Source organism: Parabacteroides goldsteinii DSM 19448 = WAL 12034, assembly GCF_000969835.1.
GTDB classification, from domain to species: domain Bacteria; phylum Bacteroidota; class Bacteroidia; order Bacteroidales; family Tannerellaceae; genus Parabacteroides; species Parabacteroides goldsteinii.
Map to the genome: position 1 here is coordinate 443,865 of NZ_KQ033913.1, position 18,663 is coordinate 462,527.

Consider the following 18,663-nt stretch of genomic DNA (forward strand, 5'->3'; position numbering starts at 1 on the left):
ATTGAAAATTGAAAATTATTTCATTGTATTAATAATAGAGGTGACCATGGCTGCCATCGAAGTGGTTGAACTGGCTATGCTCAGAACTTCTGCCAGACTGGTTTTACGATCGCGCTGCGTCTTAGTCGGAACGACGATTTCGCATCCCGGTTCTACCTTTGGATATCGTTTGAAGAAGATAAAGCATTTTTTCGTTGTAGCAACCTTGCCGTTCATATAGATTACGATCGGATATTTGCGGGCAATATCATTGTATCCACCGGCTTGTGAAAGACAATTTCCGACAGACATTCCTTCAGTATAGGTCACACTGTTCGGATAGGTTACGGCTCCATTTATCTTAACTGTACTTTGTAATTGAGGAATATAAAGTTCATCCCCGTCACGCAATACCACGTCGTGGGCACTTCCCGGATTAGCCAATGCTTTTTCCAAATCAATACCGACTGAATAATTTTTGATATTTTTCAGTGACAAAGCCACCGAGTCACGGCTTTGCTTATTGGAACTTAGTTGCAGCAGAGTTTCCAGGCGGCGCATCTCATCTTCTGTCAACTGGCGTTTCAGACTTGCTCCTTTTACATAGGCATCAGGGGTTATCCCTCCGGCTTTGGCTATGATATTACTCAAACGGGAATTCTTTTCTGCCAATACGTAATCACCGGAGAAAGTAATTTCACCATCAACCTTTACTACTTGCTGTTCCTGATATCCTGGTGAGAAACGCACATACACCTCATCGAAAGGTTCAAGGGTAAAGACTGAATTGCTGTTTTTTCCATCAACGGATATCAGTCCCAAATTGTCATTCAACTCAAAGTTGAACACTTCGGCTGTACGATTACTGTTTTCGTAAGTTTTTGTATCCTTAATTCTTCGGGCTACTTCCACATTGACCGTTGCTGCCGATTCCTTCAAACCTCCGGCCATCATAATGGCATCTTCAACCGTCAGATTGTTTCGGTAGGGCAGGACTGTATCTACATAATTCACTGCTCCACTTATTTTGATCGTATAAGGCTCGCGGAGATCAAACAGGGATGGAATGTTTAGTATGTCTTCCGGTTTGAGTTCTATATCCGGAGATGTACCATTCAGGATTCCACGGATATCTAGGGCTATAACTGTTGTTGTGAAATCCGGATTCAAACGGGTAATCTGGGCACGGCCGGTAAATTCATCACCTTTCAGGCCGGCTGCCTGGTTGATCAATCCTTTTACGGTATGTACTGCACCATTCAACTCATATTCTCCCGGACGCCAGACTGCTCCTGTCACTGTCAGACGGTTTTCGTAAAAAGGGATCACTGAGTCTACCAACAAAGAATCGCCATCCATCATCGCAAAGGTCGGATATTTATCTTCCGTAACAGTCGCTATTTGATAACGGCTATCGGCTTTTCGCTTAATACGGACATCTTTTTTGTAGGCATCCCCGGTAAAACCTCCGGCCATGTTCAACAGTTGTTGTAAAGTTTCCCCTTTTTTCATTTCGAAAATGCGGTTACGTTTTACTTTTCCACGAACCACAGCCAACTGATCGTAAGGTGAAACGATCACCATATCATTCTCTTCCAAACGGATATTCGTATTGTATTTGCCATTCAGGAGATAATCATATACATCTAATTTTGCAACTTCCTTACTGTTGCGGTATACTTTGATTCCGCGAAGCGAACCGATCTCATTCACTCCACCTGCCGCATACAAAGCATTAAACAGAGTGGCAAAAGAGGGTAGGGTATAGGTTCCCGGAGCAACGACTTCACCTACAATATTGACTTTGATGCTGCGTATCTGACTTAGACTGACAGATACAAATGTATTGGCTCCATCGGTATTTTCCGATAGGGTAGACATGATCCGTCCCAATTCCTGTCGGATACGGTTTTCGGCAGTTTCGATAGTCAGTCCGCTGACAGATACCGGACCTAGATTAGGGATAAGAATTGTTCCTTCGGGAGAAACTTTCAGTTTCAGATTCAGTTCTGAATCTCCCCAGACATTGATCAGCAATTCATCTCCGGCTGACAGGATATAGTTTTTAGGAGTCGGAATATTCAGATCCGGTTCAAAAGATAGATTCTTATTAGAAAATATCTCTCGTCCGAAAACAGTTTCTTTCAAATCGTTTTCCGGCAGATTCCTTTTGCGTTGTTCTTCCGGAGAGATACTATCCTCGCCCGGAGTAGTAGCAATAACCCGGTCAGAAATTACTGCATCGGAGGCCCTGGAAGTTGTTTGGCTTGCGCCTGATTGTCCCATTCTCTTAGCAATTTCCTGCTGTATCTGATCATCTGTCATTCCCGCAGCTTTTGCCTTATCAATCAAATCCTGGGGAACCTGTGCCGCCAATGGTACTGCCAGCCATAGCAATCCCCCCAATAATACATTTCTGATTATGATATTCATATTGTTATTTGTTTTTATTATTTCGATTTAGGAGAGAGTAGTATCAAAACTTTCTGAATTCCAACCGCGCATAATCTGATTGTAAAACCAGATGTTTCGATGTTAATTCTTTGACACCGAAACGTTGTTCCGTCCCGTTCATGCCAAATGGTAATAAGTTTTCAACTGTACTGATCGGCATGACTACAAATAGTGAATCTCCGGTATATTCCATATTTCCAGTTTGACTGGTTCCTCCGACTTGCATCAGGTTGATTGTATGCAAAGCCACACTGTAGTAAGCTCGCTCCGGTGTTTCTTCTTCTCCGGAAGTATATTCTATTTTCATTATTTGCCAACGCCCATCCAGGTCTCCGTTGATAGGTGTTTTTCCACAAGCACTAACTATCAGTACCAGCAGCGTAGCTATTATATATCTTTTCATCGTATCCATCCTGTTTTTCTGATTGTTAACATACCACCGGCACTTTTACCCAACATAGCTCCCCTGTCTATCCCTAGTGAAGCTGTAAAATCCCAACCTTTCAATTGATGAGGCGTATATTTTAACTCGGCTAGAGCATTGCCGTTTTTTTTGATCTCATAAAAAGGTAACGCATAGGTCCCCCAATTGCGGGTAACAGATAAAAGGATACGGTATTGCAGATCGGCACAAGGGTTACCCATTATTCCAAAATGATGTCCCTGCATCCGATTGCTTTTAAAAACAATATCTCCGTCGTTATTATAGATGGGAGACATGACAAGAGGGTTTCCGATTCCCATTCCCCAATGTTGCCATCCGCTATAGATATAGTGGTTATAATAATTATCTGCTCCGCTTATCTGTTCCGGTATTTCCGGTGTATGATCCCAATAAACGGGACTAGTCTGATCTTTTGTTGAAATATATTCGTAAACGAAACTGCTAACGACAGGATTTTTGGGAAATGTTATTTCTATTCCCGCCAGGCAATCTTTCCATCCATATTCCCCGAACATCTGTGAATGATCTTCAAAATAATGTTCGTAATAAGGGCGAATTGTCCAATTTTGTGGAGCATACCAGGTTAACGAAAAATTCCAGCTACCTAAATGGTTTCCGTAAACATTTGTTTGTTCCCCTGTTGGAGTTTCACTGCCACCTCCGCTCGGAATAAACACTTTAAAGAAATCCTTTATCCCATTCGGCATATCAATCTTTTGGTCTCCAATAAATGCATTTCCTCCGAATTGGGCTGCCATTTCCAAACCTCCTTCCAAAATCAGTGGAAATTTCTCTTGATTACCGATTTTCACATACAAATCTTTGGAATGATAGAGTACATGTTCCGTATATTTATTCCCCGGAACCACGAAATCTTTCTGCCAGCTATCGTCTGTAAACATGCCATAAGCGATATGTCCTTTGAAAGCCATCCATCCTTTTGTTCCCGGTACAACGGTATATTCCGGAATGCCGATACGAACCTGCGGGATTGGACGAGCATTACCCGAAAATGTCAATCCCCCGCTACTTAAAAGCGGATTATTGAATTCACTGTGTCTTTCTTTACTACCTATACTAACTCCCAGGCAACGATATTTCAGATCCGCATACAATTGTTGCACCACAAAAGTCGATGTAAAATTATAGGCTACAGCCAAATCCGCCCCGAAAGCATATGAGAAGCGTTTATCGTTTTCCAACTCCCGGAAGATTCCGGCACGCAGATATCCGTTATTCTTCTCAATGGACGAAAGTCCTTGTTTATTTGCTGTCAGCCAGAAAGGAGTATGTTCCCCTCCGCTAAAACTGATTCCAGTCTCTGCCTGATAACTCAGTCCTTTCGTGATCTGAGCGTAAGAGTTCAAGGGGAGCAATAAAATACTTCCCCAAATGATTAATTTAGATATAAGTTTCATTTCTGAAAAATTTGAATCAATGATAGTGATGAGATTTGCCTGTAATTGGTTCAGGATGATCCTAAGAACATTCAGGAATGCACTTCCAAAAATATCGGACGTATTCTTCTCATTTTCAGCACAATAATCTTTCATGCCCTATACAAATTAAGTTTGAAATTGATATCAAGATGAAAATGAATTTGCTTCGTGTCTATACATCTCTGATATTGAGCCTATTAATAGAAGACTTTTCAAGTCGCCCGGGAATGTCCTGAAATTCCTCTTTTAATATAGAATATAAATATTTATAACTAAATAAGGGCCTACGGCCATTTTTTTCAGATTTCAAAGATTAACAACATCCGGTATCATTCACTTTCACCCTGCAAAGGTAGAGGGTATGCACCAGACGGCAATTACTAAAATCGCAGCAAAAACAAGCACAGAAAAACCTGTTATACAGCGTATTAATCAATTATTATTTCTTATTTTTGTTATTAATCCTATTTATTTCATTCAAAAAATGTTTGATACAATCCGAATAATCGGAGTCATGTACTTTCATTTCGGTACAAAAAGAACCGACCGTTCCCTCCAGACGAAAACAGAGATAAAAGTGCTCAGCCAGGAAGTCGAAAGACACATCATTGAAATAATATACCTTCATTTGCCCCAGCAGGTCACTCAAAAATTTCCGGTCGTTCACCGGTACTCTCTCCTTCCACGGGTCTACCAGGTCAAAACCACACCAAGTCAATATTTCCGGTCGGAATTTGTCAAAAAACTTATTTGCCAAATCAGTCCAACCCTTTTTTGGGTGACACTCATCACTCCCCAACAGCCAGGCCAGTTTCATTATTTCGGTCCGTCGGTCCGGGCACTCTCCAATATAGGCTTCCAATTTATCCAAAGCCAAATTTTTTCCTACAATTCCACCAATTTTTTTTTATAGCGTTTTAATTCTTCTGTCAGCATAACTTTTAAGTTGATGCTGTACAACAGATGTTTCCTGTCAACAGTAAGAATCTCCTTTCCCTCTAAAAAACATATATCTTTTGCATTCAAAAGTCCCTTATTTTATCTTCAAAACATATATCTTTTATCTCCAAAATAAGGGACCTTCAAATTTTCAATTAAAATTATGACCTTAAGTTTCTACTTGGTAAAACATCTCGACATGCATAAAGACGCAGCAGCTTATTATACACAGATTTGATTCGGATTAACTAGAAGGGAATAAAAGTTAGTATTTATACATCAACTCATAGTATTTTTGGTAATCACCTGACGTAACATTGTCCATCCATTCCTGATTATCCAAATACCAACGAACTGTTTTTTCTATCCCTTCTTCAAATTGAAGGCTGGGTTCCCAACCCAATTCATGTTTCAACTTTGTTGAATCAATGGCGTATCGTAAATCATGTCCGGCCCGATCGGTCACATAAGTTATCAATTGTTCGCTGGTCCCTTCCGGGTTACCAAGCAACTTATCTACGGTTTTTATAATCACTTTGATCAGGTCTATATTCTTCCATTCATTGAAACCTCCGATATTATATGTTTCGGCTATTTTCCCTTTATGGAATATGATATCTATAGCTCTTGCATGGTCTACCACATAAAGCCAATCTCTAACATTTCCCCCTTTTCCATACACCGGAAGAGGTTTGCCATGACAGATATTATTAATAAACAACGGTATCAATTTTTCAGGAAACTGATAAGGACCATAATTATTACTGCAATTCGTTATAACGATGGGTAATCCGTAAGTATCATGAAATGCCCGTACAAAATGATCCGAAGATGCTTTGGAAGCAGAATAGGGAGAATGAGGATCATATTTGGTTGTTTCCGTAAAGAAAGTACCGTCAAACGGCAAAGCACCGTACACTTCGTCCGTCGAAATATGATAGAAACGTTTGTCTTCATAATTCCCGTCCCAGCATACCTTCGCCGCCTGCAGCAAAGAAAGAGTTCCCATAACATTCGTATTCGCAAATGTGAAAGGATCCCTGATTGAACGATCCACATGGCTTTCCGCAGCCAAATGAATAACACCATCAATTCGATATTGCTTAAAAATCTCCACAATCTTCTCAAAATCACAAATATCAGCCTTCACAAACGTATAGTTAGGCATATTTTCAATATCTGTCAAGTTGGCAAGATTCCCCGCATAAGTCAGTTTATCCAAATTAATAATACGATATTCAGGATACTTGTTCACAAACAGCCGCACGACGTGAGAGCCAATGAACCCGGCACCTCCGGTGATTAAAATATTTTTTTTAAACTCCATAACCTATTAATTTAATTCATTAATACATTTCACCAAAGAATCTTTCCAATAAGGAATCACATAATCAAAATCATTTTTCACCTTTGTTTTATCCAGCACAGAAAAAGCAGGACGTTTTACCTTACTCGGAAATTCGTCCGAATGACAGGGCCGGATATCGCATACATTCCCAGACAACACAGCAATCTCTTTGGCAAAATCATACCAGGAGCATACCCCTTCATTGGAAAAATGATAAATACCTTGCTGCTGTTTATATTTTCCTTCCTTAATAATATACCCAATCAAAGCTGCCAGGTCACCTGCATAGGTAGGAGTACCTACCTGATCAAATACAACAGACAACTGTTGGCGTTCTGAAGTTAAGCGTCTCATGGTTTTCACAAAATTATTTCCAAAAGAAGAATATAACCAAGCTGTCCTAAAAATCAAATATCTGCAACCGATTTTCTCGATCGACTGCTCACCGGCCAATTTCGTTTTTCCATAAACGCCCAGCGGATTTGTCTGCTCATCTTCCCGGCAGGGCAAATTACCACTTCCCTGAAATACATAATCCGTAGACACATGAATCAAGGTAGCCCCAGCCTCTTTACAGGCAACGGCCAGATTCTCCACAGCTTTATGATTAATCAGGTCGGCCGTTTCAAAATCATCCTCCGCTTTATCGACATTCGTATAAGCCGCACAATTCACCACTATCGTTATCCGATTCTCTGTCATACATTGCCGCAATGCCTGCAAATCGGTAATATCCAACTCTGCAACGTCAGTAAAAACATAATGATCCGGAGTAGCCCTCCCGGCCAGACGGCGCATCTCACTCCCCAACTGCCCGTTCGCTCCTGTAACTAATATATTATTCATAAAGATTCTCTTTATAATCAAATAGCCACTCGGAATCTTTCAAACAAGGATGATGCTTATCTTTTTCAGAAAGCATAACCTTTTCTACAGATATTTGCCAATCTATTCCCAGATCAGGATCATTCCAGGCCAAAGCCCCCTCGCAATCCGGCGCGTAAAAATTATCACACTTATATTGAAATATAGCCTCCTGGCTTAATACCACAAACCCATGAGCAAACCCACGCGGAATAAAAAATTGCCGCTTATTCTCTTCACTCAATTCAATAGCGACATACTTTCCAAACGTCGGTGAACCTTTTCGTATATCTACTGCAATATCCAAAACCTTACCTTTTACCACCCGCACTAACTTAGATTGTGCATAAGGTGGTTTCTGGAAATGCAATCCTCTCAATACGCCATAACATGATTTCGATTCATTGTCCTGTACAAAAATGGTTTTACAGACCTGATTTTCAAAGTCCCGTTGTGAAAACGACTCAAAAAAATAACCACGTTCATCTCCAAAAACGCGAGGTTGTAATATGAAGACGCCTTCTATATCAGTTCGAATTACTTCCATTATTTTCCCTCCAGTTCTTGAATTACTTTCAACAGATATTGCCCATATTGATTTTTAATCATAGGTTGTGCCAACTCTCTCATTTTACCGGAAGTAATCCACCCTTGTCGCAAAGCAATTCCTTCCAGGCAAGCAACCTTCAACCCCTGTCGCTTTTCAATAACTTCTACAAAAGTAGAAGCTTCGCTCAATGAATCATGTGTTCCTGTATCCAGCCACGCGAAACCCCGCCCCAATAACTGCACTTTCAACTCCTGATCCTGCAAGAATTGTTGATTTACGGTAGTAATCTCCAATTCCCCCCTATCCGAAGGCTTTATATTTTTTGCCACTTCAACGACTTTATTAGGATAAAAATAAAGCCCTACCACAGCATAATTGGATTTAGGCTGCGCAGGCTTCTCTTCGATACTCAGTACATTTCCCTCCCGGTCAAACTCAGCCACCCCATACCGTTCCGGATCACTTACCCAATACCCGAAAACCGTAGCCTTGTTTTCCAGTACAGCAGTCTGTACAGCCTCTTTCAACATCCGGGTAAAACTCTGCCCATAGAAAATATTATCCCCTAATACCAAACAAACAGAATCATCTCCGATAAATTGCTCCCCGATAATAAAAGCCTGTGCCAAGCCGTCAGGGCTGGGCTGTTCCGCATACTCAAATTTCACACCATAATCAGAACCGTCTCCCAGTAACCGCCGGAATCCCGGCAAATCCTGTGGCGTTGAAATAATGAGTATCTCCCGAATCCCTGCCAACATCAACACCGAAACCGGATAATAAATCATCGGCTTATCAAAAATCGGAAGCAACTGTTTAGAAACTCCCTTAGTGATAGGATATAAACGTGTGCCTGAACCTCCGGCAAGAACAATTCCTTTCATTATGACTATATTTCTATTTTAATTCTAATAAATACTTTAATCTTCTAAATACAAAGCTTCATATTTTTGTGCTATATATTTCCAAAGATATCGGCGATAAGCAATCTTAGCCATAACCCGACCACTATCCATAAAATCAGTATATGGCATATTAATCAGATTGATTAAACTCTGTGCATCATTATAGTAATATGCTTTATTTTCTGTAGTTTCCCTGTTATACTCAACATCATAGGTCAAAACGGGTTTCCCAAAAAACATCGCTTCAACAAGAGAAGGATTGGTACCTCCGGCACTATGACCATGCAAATAAAATTTACAATTTTGACGTAATACATTTAAAACCTTAATATCGTATATTGGATCGAGTAACATTATGTTTTTATACTGAGAATATTCTTTCCTCAGCATTTGCCCATAATTACTATTTTGCCAATTACCCACAAACACTATATTTTCATTTATTCTGGAAAAAGCATCAAGGGTTATTTTAATATTATTTTCAGGCTCAATACGGCACACAGAAAAACTATAATTCATTTTTTCAAGCCCATATTGTTCCAATACTGTAGATTCTATTGCAGATACATCACATAACACATGATCCCCACCATATTCTATTAATTCAGAATCCTTATTATATTGGGCCTTTACATAATCCTGAATGGCTTTATTATCTGAAATTATAACATCTGCATAATTTACAGCAAGTTTTTCCGACCATTTTAGAAAACGCCTTACTAAAGGTTTCCATTTGTCGCGCTTATGCTCCAGTCCATCAATATTAACAATAATTTTCTTCGCAGAAAACAACTTAATGACAGGTAAAATAATACATCCGGAAACACCTAAAATAAGCAATACATCTACTTTTAGGATAGTTCTGAAAATTGATATTATATCATAAAAAATACTTTGAACACCATTAGCTTTTAAAGGTATATACTTCAATTTAGCTCCTTTATAGACATCTTTTTTTTGAGAATAGCTCAATGAACTACAACAAATTGTATATTCTATAAATTGTGATGAATTTTCTCCAATAATATTCTCAACTAAGGATTCAAATCCTCCATAAGAAGCAGGAACTCCGACAATTCCAATAATTGCAACTCTCTTATATGATTGCTTCATAACCTTTTAGTGTTTCACGCGCAGTATCTTCCCATTTATACTCCATTTTTATTTTTTGTTCTAACGACTCAACAAAAGGAGTATCATAAGCCCGATTAATGGCCTCTCGAATAGAATCAATATTATCAGGGTCACAATAAAATGCCCTATCCCCAAAATAATCTTCAGTATCGCCCTTCTTGGTCACAACAATATTGCTCCGCATAACAGCCGCTTCCAAAGACGAAAGTCCAGGAGTTTCCATCCATGAAGCTAAAACATGAACTTTACAAAGCTTATAAAATTGAGGTAATTGTTCATGGTCTACAGGTCCTATAAACTCACAATTTGTTCCTCCTTCTTCTTCACATTGCTTCCTATACTTCATAAAATTAGCCCCGGCCTTACCAATAAAAACAAATTTGTAAGGTAATTGCTTTGCCGCTCGCACTACGTTAAGTTGATTTTTACGCCCTTCTATTCTAGACACACATAAAACACAATCCCGGTATTTTTCATTTTCAGATGCAATTTCCACTGTATCATAATCAAATTTATTAACATCCACAGCATTAGGGATTGCAACATATTTTAAATTAGTCAAGTGGAAATCATTTTCAACACGTCTCATTTCTGAATGAGAATTTGGCAGGAAGACATCCACCATTTTTATGATTTTCCGTTGTAATCTTTTATGTCCATTCAATAAATAAATACATGTTCCTTTGCTAAACTCACGGTTCAAAATCGCCCGGGCAATTACTTTAAGATATTCGATCTGAGTGATACTCAACACTTGATTCATGACTTGCAGCATACCACCCCGTGCTTTTTTTTCATATTCTGTATAAGGACCATAAATTGTCGACAATGCAATTTTCTTACCCTGACGTTTAGCGTTACGAACCTGTAGAAACAAGTCTTGGGGTCTCATTAGGTTAAAGACATGTATAATATCATATTCTCTTAAATCCGGTTCAAGTTCAAGTGAGATATCCACTTCTATCCCTAATTTCTCAAGATACTCTTTCGTTTTTAACAATTGCGTTGTATCTCCGCCAGGAGCAGAAAAAAGAGTCTTTCTAGACTGAAATAAAACTTTCATTTTGAATTTTCCTTTTATGGATAATCAGAAATAACACACAAACAATATCATTTTCTGATATATATAATAGAGTAAAAACCTACATCATAAAACATCCTGAGAAACACAGGAATATACACTGACATAAAAAGTTTAATAAAGCCAACAGAGCTAAGTTTCCCTATCATTACTTTATTATGAAAAAATATTTAGAAAGGAATTATAATCATCAAGAACACAATTGACCTTGAACTTTCTCCGACCCGATGTATTTCAATAATATCATCAAACACACCATTACCATTACAGACATTCCATTTTGTATAACATGTCCGGCAAAAGCAGAATGGAAAAAAAGCATTATCCAGGCAATTTTTAATATATAAGATAATGTTGCATGCTTACTTATACACAAACCATAGATAAATAGCCTACCATATACAAGTAATCCAACAATCCCAAACATATAGAAGACATCCCATAGATCCGCCTCCAGTATTGGAGAGTATTCAGAAGCCATACTAAACGGGTTCCGGTAAGAAAGAAAATATCCTCCACCGACAACAAGCCTATACCACAATCCATTCTCTATTGTAAAGTTTTTCGTCGCCCGATCAAATAATTCCTGCCGTCCTCCTATGACTAAACCTTGAAATGATATATCTGCATCCTGTAAACGGTAAACGATCATTTCTGTTGATGAACGAACCACCTTAGAGACAGGCTCTATAAATATCCCAATTAAAATAAAACCAACTCCTAAACTCATGAGCTTATATTTCCAAGGCATATTGATAAACCATAATGTCACTCCCACAAGCAAAATACCAATTGCAGCACGAGTCATTAATCCCAGTAATACATAAGCCATCAATAAATAAAAGAATAAATATATTTTTTGAGGTGATTTATAATACTTATAAATTACCAATAAAGAACATACCCCTACATATATACCAAGCCCGTTAGCAGAAGCAAAAATTCCCCGGGAACCTAAATTTACTCCACTATATGAAGGATAGCTTATTCCTAACAAATCGGCAAACAAAACCAATCCACAATAGATAACTCCAGAATAAATTGTATAATCCAGCAATCTATTAAATTCTAACCATCCTTTCTGGATATATTTATCTATTACGAAATACATCAGTATCCCAAAGGCTAACTTATAAGAATAAGTTATTCCTATTGTCAACCCCATCAAGTCTGTGTGGAAAATAAAATTAAATAACTCCAGAACAACAAGATAAAAGACAAACAACAAAATAAAAATCAAATGACGGGAATTATGAATTTGCACCAACATAAGACCTGACAATAGCAACCGAAACATTTGAGAAGGAGATCCGATACCTCCGACTTCGCTACTGTCAGACATAACAATATATCCTGTTATTGCATCGACAAAAGGGTTAATAAAAAAAATCAACCATACTGTCAATAGCCATAACGCCCATCGACGCACAATAGTAATTTTCAACTTTTAATATTTTAGTTTTTCAACTATTCTATTTGCGGCATTTCCATCACCATAAGGGTTAGCTATACGACTCATGGTTTCATATCGTAAAGTATTATTCAATAGATCAAGAGCTTCACTCACAATTTTATCCCGATTCGTTCCAACCAATACCACAGTACCAGCCTCGACAGCTTCAGGACGTTCAGTTGTATCGCGCATAACAAGAACCGGTTTTCCAAGCGAAGGAGCCTCTTCCTGTACCCCTCCACTATCGGTTATTACAAGTTTCGTTTTATCCATCGCCCATACAAAACTCGGATAACTCAGTGGTAAGATTAAATGAATATTGGGAACATCCATTAAAATACTATTGACTACATCTTTTACATTCGGATTAAGATGTACCGGATAAACGATCTGTGTAGCAGGACGTTTTTCAACTATATCTTTCAGTGCATTACATATATTGATAAATCCTTGCCCAAAATTTTCCCGGCGGTGTCCTGTAACTAAAACAAAATCTTTCTGGGGATCGAGAATTTTTTTCAAATTATCAATTTCAGAATTGGTATAGTTCAATGAATTGACTTTATCAACACTCTGATGTAAAGCATCTATTACCGTATTTCCAGTAACCACAATGTTATTTTCATCTATAGCCTCTCTAAGCAAGTTACATTTAGATTGTAAAGTTGGAGCAAAATGTATATCTGCCAACCTTCCTGTCAATTGGCGATTCATTTCTTCAGGGAAAGGAGACCATTTATCAAACGTTCTTAACCCCGCCTCAACATGTCCAACCTTGCAACCACTAAAATAAGCGGCCAATGCCCCCGCAGTCGAAGTAGCTGTATCACCATGAACAAGCACCCAATCAGGTCGCCAAGTATCCAAAATAGGCTTCATATGAAGTAAAATATCAGCCCAAATACCATTTAATGTCTGATTAGGCTTCATCAAATTTAAATCATAATCAGGATGTATATCAAAAAATTCCAACACTTGATCTAACATTTCCCGATGCTGAGCTGTAACGCAAACCCTACAGTCAAATAAGTCAGTATCTGCTTTAAAAGCTTTAACTAACGGAGCCATTTTTATTGCTTCCGGACGTGTACCAAAAACAAGTAATATTTTTTTCATCGTTTGCGAATTATATTATAACATTTCCAGACAATACGGTATAGTTTCACATGGAACGTGATATCTATAGCTTTCTCTATTTCAACTGCTTTTTTAGAAAAAATCATAACAATGTTTCCATATTCTTTTTGCCAGCGCTCCATTATAGGTTCTATACTATCAATACTTCGGTAAATTTTTACCGAAAAATTAAAAGTTAAACAATAGAACCGGCAAAAGCTGGTTCGAAAACACTAAAGAGGTCATTGAAATGTTGTCAAAAACGAATGGTTAAGCATGAAGAAATGTGCTGAAAAAAGAGTGCTAACCTGCTGATAATAAAGGTGAAAAGTATTGCATAATTCATTGGTTTTTAGTAAATTAGAAATCTTGCACTCATCTGATTATGACTAAAGAAACACTCCTTATGCAATACCAATTTGAGTGCCTCTCGGCTCTCAAATCAGTCGTGAATATACAAAAACCTTTTGAAAAAACGTTCATGGATGCAATGAAATTATTCATGGCTATCCCTGATCGTATAAACTTCCTCCAATTGGGCAGGTATGGACGTTTTTCGGAACAGACATACCGTAGCCTTTTTGAGAATGAAACTTTCGACTGGTTTGCGTTCAATGATTCTATCATCAGCAAGCATCTCACAGGTAAAAGAAAAGCCATCGCCATCGATCCTTCCTATATCCCCAAATCAGGCAAGAAGACACCTTGGATAGGTTACTTCTGGTCTGGTTGTGCAGGAGATTATAAGCGAGGATTGGAAATCTTGGGCATCGGGGTCATTGACATCGACAACCATGATTGCATGACTTTAGGTTCCATTCAGACGCCGGATTGTAAGACCTTGGATAATATGGGCAAAAACCTCGTTGACTGGTACAGCAGCTATCTTATCAGCAAAAAAGACAAGATACAGAGCATATCCAGAACGGTGGTTGCAGACGCATTCTTTTCCAAGGAAACTTTCATAACGCCTATGTGTGAGAACGATTTCCATGTCATCAGCCGCTTTAGGAATGATGTAATCCTGTACTATCCGACATTGGAAAAGAAAACAGGGAAACGTGGTCATCCCAAGTGGTTTGACGGCAGGATTGACTTTGCCAATCTGGATCTGACCCGGTGCAAGGAATACGAGGTGAACAAGGGAAAACTATACGGATTGAGGGTATATGCAAAAGCTCTCAAAAGGTATGTTTCCTTATCCGTCTGGTATCCGATGGACGGAAGGACAGACAAGTGGCAACTTTACTTCTCTACAGACGATTCGATGGATGGACGTGAGGTTCTGGATTATTACAGAACCAGGTTCCAGCTGGAATTTTGCTTTAGAGATGGCAAGCAGCATGCGGGAATCACCAACTGTCAGTCAACCGACTTCAGAAAGTTGGATTTTCACTTCAATGCGTCGCTTGCAGCTGTCAACTTGGCCAAAGCCGCATGTAAGAGGCTCGGAATAACCTATTCCATATCCTCCTGCAAGTCTTTCATACACAATGCTTATATGCTTGAACGATTTATTTGCGTGTTCGGGATTAACCCAGACATGCAAGTTATTGACAAACTTTTCAAAGAACTCATTTTATTTACTGCCAGAGCCGCTTAGGCGTGGCGAATTTTTAACGAACTATTGATACTATAATAAGCATTATAAATTCTATGGGCATTACGACCAGCCTCAATTGCCCTCGACGGACATTTCACCAATAATTCTTCAATAATGTCGCAATATTTACTTCGGGGATTATTTTGTTTTTCTGTTGTCGCTAAAACTTCTACATCGCTCTCACGTTCTCCCCATACCCCCCATGCATAAGGCATAGACTTTATGGTATATCCCGGTATCAATGCAGGCTTTCCACAGGATGCAGCCAAAAGCAATGAAGTACCTGTCCCTACATATAGGCTCGCTCCACGATACTCCTGCCATAACTTTTCCCCTACTAAAGTTCCTAACATCGTAATAACTTCAGCACCTACATTCTCATTCACCCTTTGAACCAGTTTTTTTACAGTATCAAGTAATTTCCCTTCTCCCACAAGATGGAGTTTACAAGTTATAGGTAAACGTCGAGTTTGTAATAATACCCCAAATTCCTGTATAAGATATTTAACATACATTTTATCAGCCTCCATCCGACATACAGACAAAATATACATTTCTTTCTGTTCTTTCCCTTCCATTTGTTCCATGAGCGGAACCCCCTCTACGGGAATCGGTATTATATTAGCCTTTATCTTTCTTTTCAACTGAGATTCAATAAAAACGACCATTTGTTTCGTGAGAGTATATAATACTCCTGTCATTGCAAGTCGTTTTGTCAATATCTTAAGAAAAGGGTTATACAAATAAGTCCGCTCATTGAGGATATTAATTAAAAATGGAATTTTATGATATTTATAAGCCTGAGCGACATGAATTGCAGGAGAAGTATTATGCGCTTCAATAACCTCGATCTTCCGAGCGATCAATATATTTGCCAGTTTTTTTAAATAATCCTCATATTCATTACAACTAAAAGCACCGGGAGAAATTTCTGTAATAAATTCAACATGTTCAACCTGTGATGGTAAATTACTCACATTACATCCCCCAGCAGATACGACAGTTACCTGATGACCATGAGCAATCAGCCAACGACTTTTAATAATAATATAAGTTTCAGCTCCACCGACGATCATCTGTGGAGTCACAATAGCAATATGCATTAATAACTACGTCTAATCAATTTTTTAATTATGTTTTTTGCCCATATAGGCAACAAGACTTTGAAGGGATTATGATGAATATTCCCCTGAGGAAATCGTCCATAATTGAAGTAATGTTTGACAAAATTACAATAAGTTCTAAACGAAGGTTGAGCATTATAAAGCATCCATGAATCATCAAATTCAAAATACCGTTTTACTTTAGGGGTAATTCGGTCTGGAAATTGCCTCATAATTTCAGCAACGACAAGACGCTTACTTTCCAAATGTTTTTGATATTTTGTACCGACAGAAACACCAATATTAGCCCGGTAAATATATCCGATCTCATCCATAAAATAACTATTATCGCTATTTACGGCCTTTTTTAAATGCCATAGTAAATCCGCCTGATATCCCAAATCTGTACGAATACCTTCCTGCATCCTACGCATAAGCCCTGCACTCATTCCTGTATCCCAACTCCACATACCTTGTTCCACTCCGGCCTCAAACATATCTTCTTTAAAATTGATTCTATTATTTTTAAAAATCATTTCTCCATCAGGTTTAAGAACAAGGCTATTCGTATAAATTACAAATGAATCATTACAATTCAAATGATGTTTTTCTATAAAATAATTATATTTTTCAAGAATACCCTGAGGTAAAAGATCATCCCCAGCCACAATATTTACAAAATCTCCAGAAACACATTTTATCAATTCATTAAAATTCCCGAAAACACCAAGATTCTGAGGATGTCTAATAGCTTTTATTATAGTCGGAAATTTAGAGGCATAGTGTTGAATGATATCCCATGTATTGTCAGGAGAACAATCATCAGCAATCACAACCTCGTAAGGAGCAACGGATTGTGAAAAAATAGAATCCAAACATGCTTCGATGGTAGAAGCTTGACGGTAAGTAATTAGTAATATAGTATGCCGGGGATTCATCATGAAAATTTATAATAACGTCTAAACAACGTTTTGCGCAATATAAAAACAATAGTTACGAAGTAAAGTGTTTGTGTTAATAACTCCCCCTGTATTATTCCAACTACATCGTTTTGAATTCTCAATAAAATATAACCTACAGATAAATACAATGCAGAAAAAACAAGGGTTGTGACAGTATATATAAATACTTTAGCTTTAGCTATAAGTAAATAAGCAACAACAAAACTGACAGCCTTTACCATATCGAGAAGCAATTGCCACCCAAACAACCTTTCCATCGATACAAAATCAGGAGTATATAAAATCCAGATAATAATATGACGCAAGAAATAGACTAAAATAAAACCAACCAAAAGAAGAGGAACAAGAAATTTATAAGCTTTTATAATTTCTTCTCTGATTTCTTCCTTTGTTTGTAATTCCGACAATCGGGGGATGTAATACACCGTTAGAGACATGCTTATAACCATCATATACATCATTGAAATTCGGTTCATCCCTTCCCATATCCCAGCTTGAGATTCTGATATATCTGCAATAACATAACCTCTAAGTAACATCTGAGAAATAGGTGCCGAAACAATAAATACAATAGAAGCCAACGAAAACTTTAAAAACTGCCAAAATATTTTTTTGTTTAATTTATCTGTAAAACGGCTAATTTTAAACCATAATTCTTTACGCAATAAAACAAAGGTAACCCCCAATACAATACTTTGATACGTAACAGTTGCAATCATCGCCCCACTAAGCCCCATCGTTAAAACAAAAATCACAGAAAAAATCACCCCTAATATGCTTCCTGCAATATTTAGAATGGTATATAAACGAAAACATTTAAAACCATTTACTGCAGAAATCAACATATTATTTATTGCATAAAAGATTACAGTCAAGCCAAAAACAACAAATACAAAACCATATTCTTCAGAAAACAGGATCCACCGACTTATACGTTCGTTAAACAACACCATAATAACTGCTGTTACAACAGAACAAACAGCGATGATACGAAATGCCGTAGATAATAATGCTGTAATCTTCGAATCGGATTCTTTATATTCTGCTATATATTTAGTAATAGCATTATTAATACCGCCTGAAGCAAGATTCAATATTATGGTTACAAAATTGGTAAGCTGACCTAACAAAGCCACTCCGGAAGGACCAACAATAATAGCTACAACTTTGGTTGTAATCAAAGCCGTTACCATTTTTACTGAAGTCGATAACGCTGTGAGTGAAAATACTTTTATCAAATCATTTTTTAAAGCTGAAAAAAATATTTTTTTTATCTTTTCTCTCATAG

At 37.9% G+C, this 18,663-nt stretch carries 16 protein-coding genes; 1 reads left to right on the forward strand and 15 read right to left on the reverse strand.

Going from position 1 to position 18,663, the window contains the following annotated elements; genetic code table 11:
* Positions 1-15 precede the first annotated feature (15 nt).
* The 12 genes from HMPREF1535_RS14810 to wecB all read right to left on the reverse strand — a co-directional run bounded on the left by HMPREF1535_RS14810 (position 16) and on the right by wecB (position 13,707).
* On the reverse strand, positions 16-2,412 hold the full coding sequence (locus HMPREF1535_RS14810; RefSeq protein ID WP_046146721.1) for an SLBB domain-containing protein: 2,397 nt from the start codon (positions 2,410-2,412) through the stop codon (positions 16-18).
* A gap of 43 nt (positions 2,413-2,455) precedes the next feature.
* Positions 2,456-2,845 (reverse strand): lipocalin-like domain-containing protein, encoded by a 390-nt coding sequence (locus tag HMPREF1535_RS14815; protein WP_052716719.1) that lies wholly within the window; start codon positions 2,843-2,845, stop codon positions 2,456-2,458.
* Positions 2,833-4,296, reverse strand: a complete 1,464-nt coding sequence (locus HMPREF1535_RS14820; protein ID WP_046147563.1) for a capsule assembly Wzi family protein — start codon at positions 4,294-4,296, stop codon at positions 2,833-2,835. Before HMPREF1535_RS14820 ends, HMPREF1535_RS14815 begins: the two co-directional genes overlap by 13 nt.
* 460 nt (positions 4,297-4,756) lie before the next feature.
* Positions 4,757-5,188, reverse strand: a complete 432-nt coding sequence (locus HMPREF1535_RS14825; protein WP_046147564.1) for a hypothetical protein — start codon at positions 5,186-5,188, stop codon at positions 4,757-4,759.
* A 333-nt stretch (positions 5,189-5,521) separates the two neighbouring features.
* Complete coding sequence (gene rfbB / locus HMPREF1535_RS14830) at positions 5,522-6,583, reverse strand: dTDP-glucose 4,6-dehydratase (RefSeq protein ID WP_046146722.1); 1,062 nt, start codon at positions 6,581-6,583, stop codon at positions 5,522-5,524.
* 6 nt (positions 6,584-6,589) lie between these two features.
* The gene (gene rfbD / locus HMPREF1535_RS14835; protein WP_046146723.1) at positions 6,590-7,450 is read right to left on the reverse strand and encodes a dTDP-4-dehydrorhamnose reductase; all 861 of its coding nucleotides are present in this window, start codon (positions 7,448-7,450) and stop codon (positions 6,590-6,592) included.
* On the reverse strand, positions 7,443-8,015 hold the full coding sequence (gene rfbC / locus HMPREF1535_RS14840; RefSeq protein ID WP_046146724.1) for a dTDP-4-dehydrorhamnose 3,5-epimerase: 573 nt from the start codon (positions 8,013-8,015) through the stop codon (positions 7,443-7,445). Before rfbC ends, rfbD begins: the two co-directional genes overlap by 8 nt.
* A complete protein-coding gene (gene rfbA / locus HMPREF1535_RS14845) occupies positions 8,015-8,902 on the reverse strand; it encodes a glucose-1-phosphate thymidylyltransferase RfbA (protein WP_046146725.1) in 888 nt (295 codons plus the stop codon). Before rfbA ends, rfbC begins: the two co-directional genes overlap by 1 nt.
* Before the next feature lie 36 nt (positions 8,903-8,938).
* On the reverse strand, positions 8,939-10,036 hold the full coding sequence (locus HMPREF1535_RS14850; protein WP_046146726.1) for a DUF1972 domain-containing protein: 1,098 nt from the start codon (positions 10,034-10,036) through the stop codon (positions 8,939-8,941).
* Positions 10,020-11,120, reverse strand: coding sequence for a glycosyltransferase family 4 protein (locus HMPREF1535_RS14855; RefSeq protein ID WP_046146727.1), 1,101 nt, complete (start codon positions 11,118-11,120; stop codon positions 10,020-10,022). The genes HMPREF1535_RS14850 and HMPREF1535_RS14855 overlap by 17 nt, the downstream gene beginning before the upstream one ends.
* A gap of 208 nt (positions 11,121-11,328) precedes the next feature.
* A complete protein-coding gene (locus HMPREF1535_RS14860) occupies positions 11,329-12,582 on the reverse strand; it encodes an O-antigen ligase family protein (protein ID WP_046146728.1) in 1,254 nt (417 codons plus the stop codon).
* A 3-nt stretch (positions 12,583-12,585) separates the two neighbouring features.
* On the reverse strand, positions 12,586-13,707 hold the full coding sequence (gene wecB / locus HMPREF1535_RS14865) for a non-hydrolyzing UDP-N-acetylglucosamine 2-epimerase (RefSeq protein ID WP_046146729.1): 1,122 nt from the start codon (positions 13,705-13,707) through the stop codon (positions 12,586-12,588).
* A 385-nt stretch (positions 13,708-14,092) separates the two neighbouring features.
* Between wecB and HMPREF1535_RS14870 the strand changes: the two genes are divergently transcribed.
* Positions 14,093-15,310, forward strand: a complete 1,218-nt coding sequence (locus HMPREF1535_RS14870) for a transposase (protein WP_046145492.1) — start codon at positions 14,093-14,095, stop codon at positions 15,308-15,310.
* On the opposite strand, the gene HMPREF1535_RS14875 is transcribed toward HMPREF1535_RS14870, so the two are convergent.
* Genes HMPREF1535_RS14875 through HMPREF1535_RS14885 form a run of 3 tightly spaced genes read right to left on the reverse strand, consistent with a single transcriptional unit; the run spans position 15,307 to position 18,661 of the window.
* Positions 15,307-16,413: a glycosyltransferase gene (locus tag HMPREF1535_RS14875; protein WP_052716720.1), complete on the reverse strand. Its 1,107-nt coding sequence runs from the start codon at positions 16,411-16,413 to the stop codon at positions 15,307-15,309. The two genes, HMPREF1535_RS14870 and HMPREF1535_RS14875, sit on opposite strands and share 4 nt — an antisense overlap.
* Positions 16,413-17,354 (reverse strand): glycosyltransferase family 2 protein, encoded by a 942-nt coding sequence (locus HMPREF1535_RS14880; RefSeq protein ID WP_046146730.1) that lies wholly within the window; start codon positions 17,352-17,354, stop codon positions 16,413-16,415. Before HMPREF1535_RS14880 ends, HMPREF1535_RS14875 begins: the two co-directional genes overlap by 1 nt.
* A complete protein-coding gene (locus HMPREF1535_RS14885; protein WP_046146731.1) occupies positions 17,351-18,661 on the reverse strand; it encodes an O-antigen translocase in 1,311 nt (436 codons plus the stop codon). The genes HMPREF1535_RS14880 and HMPREF1535_RS14885 overlap by 4 nt, the downstream gene beginning before the upstream one ends.
* Positions 18,662-18,663 lie beyond the last annotated feature (2 nt).

What these genes read in the sequence shown, in the direction of transcription:
- HMPREF1535_RS14855 (WP_046146727.1), bottom strand. Translation starts at nt 11,120, where the DNA reads ATGAAAGTTTTATTTCAGTCTAGAAAGACTCTTTTTTCTGCTCCTGGC.
- HMPREF1535_RS14810 (WP_046146721.1), bottom strand. Translation starts at nt 2,412, where the DNA reads ATGAATATCATAATCAGAAATGTATTATTGGGGGGATTGCTATGGCTG.
- rfbA (WP_046146725.1), bottom strand. Translation starts at nt 8,902, where the DNA reads ATGAAAGGAATTGTTCTTGCCGGAGGTTCAGGCACACGTTTATATCCT.
- rfbC (WP_046146724.1), bottom strand. Translation starts at nt 8,015, where the DNA reads ATGGAAGTAATTCGAACTGATATAGAAGGCGTCTTCATATTACAACCT.
- HMPREF1535_RS14875 (WP_052716720.1), bottom strand. Translation starts at nt 16,413, where the DNA reads ATGCATATTGCTATTGTGACTCCACAGATGATCGTCGGTGGAGCTGAA.
- HMPREF1535_RS14885 (WP_046146731.1), bottom strand. Translation starts at nt 18,661, where the DNA reads ATGAGAGAAAAGATAAAAAAAATATTTTTTTCAGCTTTAAAAAATGAT.
- wecB (WP_046146729.1), bottom strand. Translation starts at nt 13,707, where the DNA reads ATGAAAAAAATATTACTTGTTTTTGGTACACGTCCGGAAGCAATAAAA.
- HMPREF1535_RS14815 (WP_052716719.1), bottom strand. Translation starts at nt 2,845, where the DNA reads ATGGATACGATGAAAAGATATATAATAGCTACGCTGCTGGTACTGATA.
- HMPREF1535_RS14870 (WP_046145492.1), top strand. Translation starts at nt 14,093, where the DNA reads ATGACTAAAGAAACACTCCTTATGCAATACCAATTTGAGTGCCTCTCG.
- HMPREF1535_RS14850 (WP_046146726.1), bottom strand. Translation starts at nt 10,036, where the DNA reads ATGAAGCAATCATATAAGAGAGTTGCAATTATTGGAATTGTCGGAGTT.
- rfbD (WP_046146723.1), bottom strand. Translation starts at nt 7,450, where the DNA reads ATGAATAATATATTAGTTACAGGAGCGAACGGGCAGTTGGGGAGTGAG.
- HMPREF1535_RS14820 (WP_046147563.1), bottom strand. Translation starts at nt 4,296, where the DNA reads ATGAAACTTATATCTAAATTAATCATTTGGGGAAGTATTTTATTGCTC.
- rfbB (WP_046146722.1), bottom strand. Translation starts at nt 6,583, where the DNA reads ATGGAGTTTAAAAAAAATATTTTAATCACCGGAGGTGCCGGGTTCATT.
- HMPREF1535_RS14880 (WP_046146730.1), bottom strand. Translation starts at nt 17,354, where the DNA reads ATGATGAATCCCCGGCATACTATATTACTAATTACTTACCGTCAAGCT.